Genomic DNA, 12,774 nt, shown 5'->3' with positions numbered 1-12,774 from the left:
GAGAGAACATGATTAAAAAAATATTTCTATTATTGATTGCAGCGGCCGCCGTCGGTCTGTTCTTTCATTTTGACTTACACCAACTACTTACGCTTGATGGCTTAAAAGGATCGATGGATCAGTTTAGCGATTACAAAGAGCAGTCACCGTTACTCGTTATTGGTGGGTTCTTTTTACTGTACGTAGTAGTAACTGCTCTCTCGTTACCAGGCGCCGCTATTTTAACACTTGCAGCAGGTGCATTGTTTGGCTTAGTTGAAGGCTTATTGGTTGCATCTTTTGCCTCAACTATTGGCGCAACACTTGCTTTTTTAGTATCGCGTTACTTACTACGCGACACTATTAAACAACGTTTTCCTGAGCGCTTAGCCGCAATTGATGCTGGCGTTGAAAAAGAAGGTGGATTTTACTTATTTACTCTTCGTTTAGTGCCGGTGTTTCCGTTCTTTTTAATCAATTTACTAATGGGTGTTACCTCAATAAAGTCATGGACTTATTACTGGGTAAGCCAAGCAGGTATGCTAGCCGGTACGTTTGTATTTGTTAATGCAGGTACGCAACTGGCGCAAATAGAGAGCTTATCTGGAATTTTATCATTCAACTTAATCTTATCATTCGCTTTATTGGGTATTTTTCCATTCATTGCTAAAGGAATTTTAAACGTGTTTAAAAAACGTCGCGTATACAAAAACTACACTAAACCTAAAAAATTCGACCGTAACATGATTGTTATTGGCGCAGGCGCAGGTGGTTTAGTAACAAGTTATATTGCTGCCGCTGTTAAAGCAAAAGTAACCCTTATTGAAGCGGGCGAAATGGGCGGCGACTGTTTAAACTACGGTTGCGTTCCAAGTAAAGCCGTTATTAAAAGCGCTAAAATTGCAGAGCAAATTCGCCACGGTGAAAAATATGGCTTAGAAAACACAACTCCACAGTTTTCGTTCAAAAAAGTAATGGCACGTGTACATAAAGTAATTGCAGATGTAGCACCACACGACAGTGTTGAGCGTTACACCAATCTAGGCGTAGATGTAGTAAAAGGTTACGGTAAATTAATCGACCCATGGACTGTAGAAATTAAACTTAACGATGGCGGCACGCAAACATTAACTGCACGCACCATTGTTATTGCAACTGGCGCACGCCCATTTGTACCGCCACTACCTGGTATTGAAGAAACAGGCTATGTAACAAGCGATACATTGTGGAATAAATTTGCAGAGCTAGATGAAGCCCCTAAAAAACTTGTAGTACTTGGTGGTGGCCCAATTGGTAGCGAATTAGCACAAAGCTTTGCACGTTTAGGTTCAAGTGTTACGCAAATTGAAATGGCGGAGCGCATCATGATCAAAGAAGATCTTGAAGTGTCTACTTTTGCTCACGAAGCGTTAACCGAAAGCGGCGTTAATATTTTAACATCGCATCAGGCATTACGTTGTGAAGCTCGCGATGGTAAAAAATATATTGTTGTTAAACATAACGACAAAGAAATAGATATTGAATACGATGAGCTACTATGTGCCGTTGGTCGAAGTGCGCGCCTTAAAGGTTATGGCCTTGAAGAGCTTGGCATTGAAACAAACCGCACAGTAGTAACTAACGAATATCTAGAAACACTGTATCCAAATATTTTTGCAGCGGGTGATATTGTAGGTCCATACCAATTTACACATGTGGCAGCCCATCAGGGTTGGTACGCTGCGGTAAATGGCTTATTTGGTCACCTTAAAAAGTTTAAAGTAGATTACCGTGTTATTCCGTGGACTACGTTTATTGACCCAGAAGTAGCACGTGTTGGTTTAAACGAACAAGACGCAAAAGACAAAGGCATAGATTACGAAATTACTCGCTTTGAATTTGAAGAGCTAGACCGTGCAATTACCGACAGCGCTACAAAAGGCTTTATTAAAGTGATTACACCAAAAGGCAAAGACAAAATATTGGGCGTTACTGTTGTATCTGAACACGCTGGCGATTTAATTGCTGAGTTTGTACTGGCAATGAAACACGGTTTAGGCCTTAACAAAATACTCGGTACTATCCACAGCTACCCTACTTGGGCTGAAGGTAATAAATACGCAGCAGGTGAGTGGAAACGCGCTCATGCACCTGAAAAAGTGCTTAACTTGCTTGAAAAATACCACACTTGGCGTCGAGGTTAATTATGTTTAAAACACCTTTAAAAGCATTACTACTTGGTTCGGCTTTAGTTGTAACATCGTTTGCAGCGTCATTTTCGGCCCAAGCCCAGAGCATGCACGATAGCTGGAATGCATTGTTAAATAAGCATGTTGTCGCCATTAACCATAATCACAGTACTGAGGTTGATTACGCTGCCATAAAACGTGAGCATGCACAGCTAAAAACGTATTTAGATTCGTTAACGGCTGTAACGCAAAGCGAATTCGACGCATGGGAAAAGCCTAAACAACTCGCTTTTTTAATCAATGCATATAACGCATGGACTGTTGAACTTATATTGACTAAGTATCCAGATCTTAAATCAATCAAAGAGTTAGGGAGTTTTTTAGCTCACCGTGGAGTAAAGAGTTTATTCCTTTACTTGGCAAAACTCGCAGCCTTGATGATATAGAGCATGGTTTAATACGTGGCAGCGGGAAATACAACGACCCACGCATTCACTTTGCAGTAAATTGCGCGAGTATTGGTTGCCCTGCACTTCGAGAAGAAGCGTATACAGCCACTGATTTAGAGAGCCAATTGCAAGAGCAAACGGTGCGTTTTTTATCAGATATGACACGTAATATGGCTCAAGAAAATACGCTAAGCCTCTCTTCAATATTTAAGTGGTACGGCGATGACTTTGAAAAAGGCTTTCGAGGTGCAAACACGCTACAGCAGTTTTTCTTGCAATACAGCGATGCACTTAAACTGATACCAGCTCAGCAAAAAGCACTTAAAAATGATGACATGGAAGTTAAATTTTTAGACTACAACTGGGATTTAAATGTTCGCCATTAAGTTTTGGCAAACACAGGCGCGATACAGCTTTTGCTGTGTCGCGTTTTACGTTTGTACAATCGCAAATTCAGCTGTTTTTTCGAGCGCTGTGTTTGCTAATACCGTTATTACTGCAAATAATAAAAGTGATTTGGTAATACACACACAGCAGCAATCTCGATGGCAACAAGTTCAAGCACTTGGTAGTAATCAAGATGTATACTTTTATGCATGGGGCGGCGACGCACAAATAAATGCTTATATTCAATGGGCAGCCCAGCAAGTTAAAACTAAGTACAACATTAACTTAGTGCATGTAAAACTAAGCGACACCAGCGAAGCGGTAAGCCGTGTACTCGCCGAAAAATCAGCAAACAACAACAGCCAAGGCAGCGTAGATTTAATGTGGATCAACGGGGCTAACTTTGCCACCATGAGTGAGCACTCTCTGCTTTTAAAGCAATGGGCGAGTAAACTCCCCTACTTTGCATTAACCGATGCTGCTAATAACCCTGCTGTAACCTTTGATTTTGGTTTACCTACCAATGGGATGGAAGCGCCATGGGGGCAAGCGTCACTTACGTTTTATTACGACAGCATTGCAATAAATGGTAAGGCAAACAATAAATTGCCGACGACATTAAACGAATTATTAAACTGGAGCGCACAAAACCCTGGTCGCTTTAGTTACCCAAAGCCACCTGACTTTTTAGGTATGAGCTTTTTAAAATACGCCTTAGTTGTACTGCATCAGCAAAGCAGCGAAAATATTAAAGCGCAGCTAAACCAACCAGCTACAACTAAAAATACAACACAAGTGTTAAACCCACTGTGGGACTTTTTAGATAAACTACACCCAACGCTTTGGCGTGGTGGCACTCATTTTATGCAAAGTGGTGCTCAAATGCGCCGCCTTGTGGACGATACAGAGCTGAGTTTAGCCTTTACTTTTTCAGCACCTGAAGTACCCGCAGCTGTAAAACGCTATGATTTACCAAACAGCATTCGCAGCTATGCAATGAGTGATGGCAGTTTAAGTAATACCCATTTTGTGGCAATCCCTTACAATGCAAGCCACCAGCAAAGTGCGCAATTAGTGGCTAATTTTTTACTCAGCCCTGAAGCGCAAGCTGAAAAGCAAAAAGCGCATATATGGGGCGATAAAAGCGTACTTATTCAATCAACGTTAACGCCTGAACAACAAGCCTTATTTAAAACAGCTAAACCGCATCCAAGTGCACTGCCTTTAAACAGTATTAAACGCACATTGAGCGAACCTCATCCAAGCTGGGTAAACGCCATTATGCAAGGTTGGCAAACCCGTTATGGAGTAAGCCAATGAGCGTTATTTCAAAAAGTGTACCAGTAAATACCAAAGCAACAACGCAGTGCAGCACCGATATGTTTACGCGCATTGTAAAATTTAGCCCGCGATTTTTACTCGCTTTACTTATACTACCCGTACTTGGTGGCTTAATTAGCGTATTGCTGCCTGCCTTTGGTTATGCGCCCGTACTTGAGCAAACAACGTTTAGCTTGCAAGGTTTTAATGCCCTTTGGCAAACATCCGGCCTTACTCAAATGGTTACCTTAAGCGTTGCAACGGGCTTAATAAGTACTCTGCTTGCATTTATCATTACCTTAATGATTTTAGCTGCGTTTTTTAATAGCCCGTGGCTTAACCGAATTCAGCGTTTATTGAGCCCTATATTAGTGATACCTCATGCCGCCGCGGCTATTGCAGTAGGGTTTTTAATTGCCCCTTCAGGTATGATTTCACGCTTAGCGTCGCCTTGGTTAAGCGGCTGGGAACTTGCGCCAAACGGCATGTTTCCGCATGATTCGTTCGGTATTAGTATTATTTTAGGCTTAACACTAAAAGAGCTTCCCTTTTTATTATTAATGGCACTGGGCGTACTTGCTCAACCTGAGCTTGGCAAAAAATTACGCCAGCAACATAAGGTTGCGCTTAACTTGGGTTATTGCCCAATGACCGCCTTTTTTAAAGTAATACTGCCAAGTCTTTATCCGCTGCTGCGCTTGCCCCTTTTAGCAGTGCTTGCCTATGCAAGCGCAAGTGTAGAAATGCCACTCATTTTAGGCCCAAATACACCACCCACGTTAGCCGTTGCAATAATGCATTGGTTTAACGATGTTGATTTAAACCTGCGCATTAAAGCCTCAGCGGGCGCTTTATTACAACTGGCTGTTACAGGTGGGTTATTAGCCCTTTGGCTTGGCGCAGAAAAGGCCGTAAAAGTGCTATTTAGCGACTCCCTCACTAATGGAGTGCGCGAATACGGCGGATTTTATTGGCAAAAAATAACGGTCGTACTCACCATATTAGTAATTAGCTTTATAATGTTGTCACTTATTGGTTTAGTTATGTGGTCGGTTGCAGGCTTTTGGCGCTTTCCAGATGCAATGCCTGAGCAATTTACACTACTGCATTTTAAAAGTGCGCTAATGCAAATGAGCAGCCCGCTTTTTAATACCCTAGCAATCGGTTTAGTAACCACATTATTTGCCATTATTCTTACTCTATTGTGTTTAGAATCAGAGCAATTGAGTGACAAACCGATTTCTCGTTTTACCAGTTTAATTATTTACTTACCGTTATTAGTACCCAGTATTGCCTTTTTGTTTGGGCTAGTATGGATACAACAATTGGTAAATAACCAAGCCGCATTTTTTAATGTGGTACTTACGCATTTACTGTTTGTGTTGCCTTATGTGTTTTTGTCACTTGCGAGCAGTTATAGGCGCTTAGATCCTCGTTTTGCTCATGTTGCAGCAAGCCTAGGCGCAGCGCCATGCAAGGTGTTTTTTAAAGTAAAACTACCTCAGTTGTTTGCCCCTATTTTAATTGCAGCCGCACTGGGCTTAGCAATTAGTTTTGGACAATACCTCCCCACGCTTTTAGCTGGCGGCGGGCGCATAGCCACAATAACAACCGAAGCTGTTACGCTTGCCAATGGCGCAAGCAGACGCACCAGTGCCGTGTACGCTATTATGCAAATGGCGTTGCCACTTATTGGATTCATACTGGCATGGGGTTTACCTAAATATTTTTTCAAAAGTGCACGTGTTTAAAAGTACGCGAGTTTAAACGGGCACATATTTAAAGCTCCCATGTTTAACACTATCAGGGTTAAGGTTTTTTAATGCAGTCATCGTTACAGATTAAAAATTGTCAGCTTTATCGCCAAAATGAGCTGTTACTTAGCTTAAACGAGCAAGTTAATGGCGGTGAAATTCTGACTATTATGGGCCCATCAGGCAGTGGTAAATCAAGCTTATTAAATTGGCTTACGGGTACTTTACCAAGTAGCTTTAAGGCCAATGGTGAGGTGTGGCTTAATGGTCAAAATATCGATAATACCCCTCCACACTTACGCCATATTGGTGTACTTTATCAAGACGCTTTGTTGTTTTCGCATTTAACTGTTGCTGGTAACATTGCCTTTGCAATGCCTAAAGGTAATAAAAAACAACGCCTTGAAAAAATAGCACACGCACTTGAGCAAGTCGGTCTTAAAGACATGGGTAATCGCCACCCCGATAACTTATCGGGCGGGCAACAAGCCCGTGTTGCATTATTACGTATGCTGCTGAGCGAACCTAAAGCCATTTTACTCGACGAACCCTTTAGCAAACTCGACACCCAACTGCGTATTGATACACGCGAACTCGTGTTTAGCCAAATACGCGATCATAAGCTACCTGCAATTATGGTAACTCATGACCATAGCGACGCCGACGCTGCAAATGGCAAACTCATTACTTTAAATAGCGCACTTTAATTCGTGGCTTTAATACGCATAAGGCAACAAACATGCTAGACAAATTTATCACCCCTGTAATTAAGCCACTTTTAACACCTGCGGTTATGCTTATGCATAAACGCGGCATAACCGCCGATCAGCTCACTGTGGTAGGCTTTTTAGTAGGCTTATTATCCGTGCCATTACTGGCGTTTGAAATGTGGTACGGCGCATTAGTTGCTATTGCTTTAAATCGCATTTTAGATGGACTTGATGGCGCATTAGCACGCTATGCAAACCAAAGTTCAAGCGCAGGTGGCTTTTTAGATATCACACTCGACTTTTTATTTTACGCGGCTATTCCGCTTGGCTTTATTTTGGCAAACCCTGAGCAAAACGCAATAGCGGGATCGTTATTACTTGCCACTTTTATTGGTACGGGCTCAAGCTTTTTAGCTTTTGCGATTGCCGCCGAAAAATTTAAACTCGAAAAACCGCAATTTAAATACAAAAGCTTTTACTACTTAAACGGCTTAACCGAAGGCACTGAAACAATAGCGCTATTTATTGCATTTTGTATTTGGCCGCAGCACTTTGCAGTTATGGCGAGCATTTTTGCTATTGCGTGTGGCATAACTATTTTTACCCGTATACATGGCGGTTATCACACGCTTAAGCAACAAGAAGCCGATGCTAACAAAGCAGCTGAAAACGTGCCTAGCAGTGCAAATTCTGAGGTAATAAATGACTAATGAAGTATGGTGGCGACTCGGCTGCTTTTTTAGCATTTTAATTATAATGATGCTGCTTGAATGGCAAAAGCCTGCTCGCCAAGCACCTATTAAAAGCAGTACACGTTGGTTTGCTAATTTTGGGTTAGTGTTTGCTTCATCAGTTATTGCGCGCTTAGTTGTACCCATTGGGTTAACCGCTGTTGCACTTTACAATCAAGAGCACGGCATTGGCTTATTTAATCAAATAGCCCTACCAAGCAGTTTAATTATTATATTGAGCATACTTTTACTCGATATATTAATTTATTGGCAGCATAGATTATTTCATCAAGTGCCTATTTTATGGCGCTTGCACCGTGTACACCACGCCGATGCGCATGTTGATACAAGTACGGGCTTGCGCTTTCACCCTATCGAAATTGTACTGAGCATACTTATAAAACTCATTGCAGTAACTGCTCTTGGCGTACCTGCCATTGCGGTACTTATATTTGAAATAGCACTTAATGGTTTAGCATTATTTAACCATGCAAATATACGCCTACCTAATGCCATTGAAAAACCACTGCGCTTAATACTAATGACGCAAATATTGCATCGAATTCACCATAGCCAAGTGGTTAGTGAAACTAACTCAAACTATGGTTTTAGTGTAATTTGGTGGGATAAATTATTTGGTAGTTACAAAGGTAAAGCTAAAAAAACCGACGCAAATATAAATATTGGCTTAAAAGAATACCCAAGCCAAAAGCAAAATGCCTCGTTGTGGGGCTTATTGATCATGCCATTTAAAAAATAAGTGAGCTTAACTTGATGTTCACTAAATAAACGATTGCACTCTACAATTGAATTAAACGACTTTATAAACACACTGTTGAATAAATAGACAAACAATAACAATACTCATATTTTATTATTACAATAAAATATTAAAATCCAGCTTTCTTAAACAAGTGTAATAAAGTGTAATAATTATTATTGCTAAATAGAACTACTCTTATCAAACCTGATGTATTGAGCAACGATTGCTCATTTTGGTACTTAGAACTTAAACTTATTATATTGGAGATAAGAGCTATGAGTACAATTACTTGGAATGATGGACGTTCTATTCAACTTACAGGTGGTGACACAGCACAGTGCGAAAACCTAAAGGCAGGACAGCTTTACGCTGTATTTTTATATAATGCTTCAGGGGAAGACCAAAATATCCCAGTGACCGTAAATATAGGTAACGGCCATCCCCCTAAGACTGTCAATGTCCCAGGAACAACCGGAAATAATGGTCTAGCGGCTTTAGCCCTTATTTCAGGAAACGATACACAAACCGCTAATGTGTCGATTGTGAGCCATCAAAGTGGCGCAAAAATTGATGCATGGATCGGTAGTGTTGGTATGCCAACCAATACATCAGGCATCGAAAACATGCAATTACCATTCAATGGTGAGCTGCAACAATTTAACAAACGCGCTAGATACTACGCAGTACCGGAGTCACGTTGGTATCAGTTGACGCTGAATAGTCCACAAACTCAATTTATCTCTGTTCAGTTTTCAGAGAACCATGCAAAAGTATTTATAAATAACCCTGTGGGCGACCCAAGTAATATAATCGTACCTACAGGTACTGTAGCTGAAGGTTCAAGCTATGAAGTTGTTAAACCACAAGGGCAACCACAAACGATCACTTACCAAGGCCAAGGTAATGGTCAGCAAAAAGTATGGATGAATGCTGATAGTCAGCAAAATTCGTCTGACTCAACCATAGTTGCTCAATACATTTAAGTTAGCTTTAATGTAACAGGAGTCGATGAATAATATGAAATTTAAAACATCTTCTCCTGAACCATTACAAAGTAATCAAAAACTTAAAGCGCGAAGAAAGTTTATTAAACTTTCCTTAAGCTTATTTACATCTACCCTCATTCCCTCTTTTTATAGCAAGGCAATAAGTAACCCAGAAAATTCAAATAGCTGGAGTATAGGAGAAAGAGTAGATCTCTGTGAAGGACAAACTATAACCTGTACGTCTTTGTTTCCTAAACGTATTTACTGTGTACTTATATACAATACGTCCAAAAATGACAGAAATGTTTTCCTAGATGTAAATTGGAGTAATCAGCAAGCACCAAAAAAAATGACAATTCCAGGCTCAGAAAACAAACAAGGCGATGCATCACTAATTCTAGTTTCAGGTAACGATACATCGACAATTTCGCTGTCGATTACCAGTGGTAACGGTGGACAAATAGAGTGTTTTTTACTCAGTACAGCAATAGAATCTCCTAGCCCGAATCTACCTATTCGACATATTGTTACAGGCGGAAAACGATATATAGTTGAAAAATACCAACACTATCTTGGCCTTATTAATAGAGGTTGGTATCACCTAACATTAGAAAATAAAATTTCCCAGTCAGTTGTTTTACAAATTCAGCACCATCAGGTCATAATTTATATACTAAACCCTACTCAAACTCCACTATTTAATATCACCAGTGTAGGAAGTATTACTAAAAACAAAGACTACCTTATTCAACGCGCCGATTTTGAGGGCCAGCCACAACGTATTGAAGTGCTTATTCAAGGGAGTGAGGAAACAATAATGTGGGTTGGCGCTTCTAGTAAACAAGCTCTGAACAATACAACTTTAGCTCTGCAAGCGCTGTCTATAACAAGAGTATTGTCTAGAGAAGAGCCCAGTGCAGTAAAAAGAAAAGCGTTGCAGTGTTATAGCGATAAAAACAAGGTTTATAGTGGGCCTTGGGTTAACCAACAATGATATTCATTAATCTCAGTTCAAGTTAATTAGATTTTTTGCATAGGTCTTACCGTAAACTAATTGTAAATAAATTAGACAAATAAGTTGACCAATTCGTCACTCCGCAATATCATTTGTAAGCGCTTACAAAACACAAGTTAAAAATGTAAGCGCTTACAGCACGAAAACAAAGCTCAAAAACAATTAATCTGACAATAATCTGTTGAAACCGGGGTTCAGTTATGAACATTGAAACAACGCACATTACACGTTTACTTGCCGCTATCTCTTTAGTTACGTTAGCTGGCTGTGGTGGTGACTCTGCCACTAAATCAAATTTTGAAAATGTAGATGCCTCTGAGCCAGTATCAGATTGGCAAATGGTTTGGAGCGACGAGTTTGAAGGCTCAGCCATTGATACAAACAAATGGAACTACGAATTAAACTGCAATGGCGGTGGTAACAACGAGAAACAGTGTTACACCGACAGCGAGCATAATGCATTTATTGCTGACGGTGTGTTAAACATTGTTGCCCTACCGGCCGAAGAAGGTGCAGAAAAACCTTACACTTCAGCGCGCTTAAATACGCGTTACAACGCCGACTTTACATATGGTCGTTTTGAAGTGCGCGCCAAACTTCCATCGGGGCAAGGTAGCTGGCCAGCATTTTGGATGCTGCCAACAGATGAAGTTTACGGCACTTGGCCTCGTTCTGGTGAAATAGATGTTTTAGAATCAGTAAACCTTAAAACACCAGATGAAGACGGCGGGATAGAGTCAAGTATTCACGGTACCCTTCATTACGGACGTGCATGGCCAGATAACAGCTCTACGGGCAAAGAATTTAAATTCCCTGAGAATACTAATCCGGCAGATGATTTCCATACGTATGCTGTTGAATGGCAAGAAGGTGAAATTCGCTGGTACGTAGACGGTTACCTTTATGCAACTCAGCGTCAATCTGAGGTTTTATATAATTCCAAAAATGAGCCTGCGGGCTTAAAACATCGTGGTTGGTTTGCAGAATACTTTGAACAAGGTTCTGGCGAACTTACAACGCATTGGGATAGCGCACCATTTGATAAAGACTTTCACTTATTGCTAAACCTAGCAGTAGGCGGCGACTGGCCTGAAAACGTTAATGATTTAGGTGTAGACGCTAGCGCATTTGAAAACGGCCAAACCTTTGCTATTGATTACGTACGTGTTTATCAATGTGCATCAAACCCTGATACAGGTAAAGGTTGTGAAACCATTCGCCCAGGTTACGATAGCTTAAACGATGCCTTACTTGAGGGTGAGGCACCAGTTCCTATAGCTGGAGGAGTTACTCCATTAACCATATTTAGTGATTCTTTTAATATTAATTGGCCTGCATGGGATTGTTGCGGAGGTTCAACTCCTGCAATAGTAGCTGACGCTCAGCAAGGTAATACAGTTGAATTTAGTGTTGGTGAAAACCCAACTGTAAACGGTTTTATCTCAAGAGCAGCAAACATTTCTGATGAAGCAGGCGTAGTATCACCTTTCGATGCAACCCCTGTTAGCACAAGGGTATTTTCAATTTAAAATGAAAGTAACTAGCGCACCTGCTGATGCAAACTCTACATGGGTTGTTAAGCTTGAAAGCGCAGGTGACGTCCCTACCGCTGCCGAATTGCCTATTACCCAAAGCGTCGAAGGTATTGCCCCTGTTGTAGGTCAATGGCAAACATACACCTTTAAATTAACCGATCTTGTTGCTGCAAACCTAGATATTAGCGCAATTGATGCGGTTATGATCTTTCCTGCTTGGGGCACTGGTAACGGCGCTGTATATAGAGTAGATGATGTAAAAGTTACGCAAGATTTCCCTGAACTTGATGTGTTCTCTGATACCCAAAATCTTGATTGGCCAATGTGGGACTGCTGTAGCGGCTCTACGCCAGTGGAAGCAATGGATGATGAACAACATGGTATAACTGCAGAGTTTACAATAAACGATGCGCCCACTGTAATGGGCTTTAATAGCCGTACATCTGTTGGCGGGAGCGGCGAAGCATTTGATGCAAGCGCTATCATAACGGTTGGTCAAATTACGTTTGATATGAAAGTTACGAGTATGCCAAGCACACCCGATGCCCCATGGTTTTTCAAAGTTGAATCAAACGAAGGTGACTCTGCCGTAGAGCTCGCACTTACTGAAAGTCTTGAAGGCATTGCCCCTATTTTAAACGAATGGCAAACATATACTTATACGCTTTCTGACTTATCGGCTGCCGGTTTAGATGTAAGTGCAATAGATGTATTAATGATTTTTCCTAATTGGGGCCAAGGTGCTGGCGCAGTATACCGTGTTGATAATGTAAAAATTTCAAACCCATAATTAAGATTTCACTGACAAAATTCTAGGTGTTTATACCAATTGCATTAAACAAGAGACCTATTATAGCGCTAAGAAAATAGCACAATAACAAGGCGAAATTGTGACATATCGTTGTTCTATATGAATAATTTAACTCAGTTAGTGAGTTATTTAATGCGATAGAATGATCATATTTTTAATAAAATTG

8 protein-coding genes and 2 pseudogenes are annotated in these 12,774 nt (G+C 40.8%); all 10 read left to right on the top strand.

The annotated features are described in order from the left end of the window. Positions 1-8: 8 nt before the first annotated feature. The 10 genes and pseudogenes from P4S65_RS18255 (at position 9) to P4S65_RS18210 (ending at position 12,587) form a co-directional block, all read left to right on the top strand. A complete protein-coding gene (locus P4S65_RS18255) occupies positions 9-2,162 on the top strand; it encodes an FAD-dependent oxidoreductase (RefSeq protein WP_096794388.1) in 2,154 nt (717 codons plus the stop codon). Between the two features lie 2 nt (positions 2,163-2,164). Then, positions 2,165-2,982 (top strand): annotated as a pseudogene (locus P4S65_RS18250) (DUF547 domain-containing protein). Further along, positions 2,969-4,303: an ABC transporter substrate-binding protein gene (locus tag P4S65_RS18245; RefSeq protein WP_096794387.1), complete on the top strand. Its 1,335-nt coding sequence runs from the start codon at positions 2,969-2,971 to the stop codon at positions 4,301-4,303. The pseudogene P4S65_RS18250 and the gene P4S65_RS18245 overlap by 14 nt, the downstream one beginning before the upstream one ends. Then, on the top strand, positions 4,300-6,054 hold the full coding sequence (locus P4S65_RS18240) for an ABC transporter permease (protein WP_337120804.1): 1,755 nt from the start codon (positions 4,300-4,302) through the stop codon (positions 6,052-6,054). Before P4S65_RS18245 ends, P4S65_RS18240 begins: the two co-directional genes overlap by 4 nt. A 71-nt stretch (positions 6,055-6,125) precedes the next feature. Then, positions 6,126-6,764 carry an ATP-binding cassette domain-containing protein gene (locus P4S65_RS18235; protein WP_007377202.1) on the top strand — a complete coding sequence of 213 codons (639 nt, stop codon included), beginning with the start codon at positions 6,126-6,128 and terminating at the stop codon, positions 6,762-6,764. 32 nt (positions 6,765-6,796) lie between these two features. Beyond that, positions 6,797-7,477, top strand: coding sequence for a CDP-alcohol phosphatidyltransferase family protein (locus P4S65_RS18230; protein ID WP_337120803.1), 681 nt, complete (start codon positions 6,797-6,799; stop codon positions 7,475-7,477). Continuing rightward, complete coding sequence (locus P4S65_RS18225) at positions 7,470-8,258, top strand: sterol desaturase family protein (protein ID WP_337120802.1); 789 nt, start codon at positions 7,470-7,472, stop codon at positions 8,256-8,258. The genes P4S65_RS18230 and P4S65_RS18225 overlap by 8 nt, the downstream gene beginning before the upstream one ends. 278 nt (positions 8,259-8,536) lie before the next feature. Beyond that, positions 8,537-9,244, top strand: coding sequence for a hypothetical protein (locus P4S65_RS18220; RefSeq protein ID WP_007377199.1), 708 nt, complete (start codon positions 8,537-8,539; stop codon positions 9,242-9,244). A gap of 34 nt (positions 9,245-9,278) precedes the next feature. Then, on the top strand, positions 9,279-10,241 hold the full coding sequence (locus P4S65_RS18215; RefSeq protein ID WP_232525569.1) for a hypothetical protein: 963 nt from the start codon (positions 9,279-9,281) through the stop codon (positions 10,239-10,241). A 221-nt stretch (positions 10,242-10,462) separates the two neighbouring features. Then, positions 10,463-12,587, top strand: a pseudogene (locus tag P4S65_RS18210) (family 16 glycosylhydrolase). The last annotated feature ends 187 nt before the right edge of the window (positions 12,588-12,774 follow it).

Source organism: Pseudoalteromonas sp. B131b (genome assembly GCF_037162545.1).
GTDB classification, from domain to species: Bacteria; Pseudomonadota; Gammaproteobacteria; order Enterobacterales; family Alteromonadaceae; genus Pseudoalteromonas; species Pseudoalteromonas fuliginea.
The sequence above is the reverse complement of the archived record's forward strand: the minus strand, read 5'-3'. Positions and strand labels throughout refer to the sequence as shown.

Excerpts from the sequence above, each read along its gene's own strand:
- P4S65_RS18255 (WP_096794388.1), top strand. The coding sequence starts at position 9 with ATGATTAAAAAAATATTTCTATTATTGATTGCAGCGGCCGCCGTCGGT.
- P4S65_RS18245 (WP_096794387.1), top strand. The coding sequence starts at position 2,969 with ATGTTCGCCATTAAGTTTTGGCAAACACAGGCGCGATACAGCTTTTGC.
- P4S65_RS18240 (WP_337120804.1), top strand. The coding sequence starts at position 4,300 with ATGAGCGTTATTTCAAAAAGTGTACCAGTAAATACCAAAGCAACAACG.
- P4S65_RS18235 (WP_007377202.1), top strand. The coding sequence starts at position 6,126 with ATGCAGTCATCGTTACAGATTAAAAATTGTCAGCTTTATCGCCAAAAT.
- P4S65_RS18230 (WP_337120803.1), top strand. The coding sequence starts at position 6,797 with ATGCTAGACAAATTTATCACCCCTGTAATTAAGCCACTTTTAACACCT.
- P4S65_RS18225 (WP_337120802.1), top strand. The coding sequence starts at position 7,470 with ATGACTAATGAAGTATGGTGGCGACTCGGCTGCTTTTTTAGCATTTTA.
- P4S65_RS18220 (WP_007377199.1), top strand. The coding sequence starts at position 8,537 with ATGAGTACAATTACTTGGAATGATGGACGTTCTATTCAACTTACAGGT.
- P4S65_RS18215 (WP_232525569.1), top strand. The coding sequence starts at position 9,279 with ATGAAATTTAAAACATCTTCTCCTGAACCATTACAAAGTAATCAAAAA.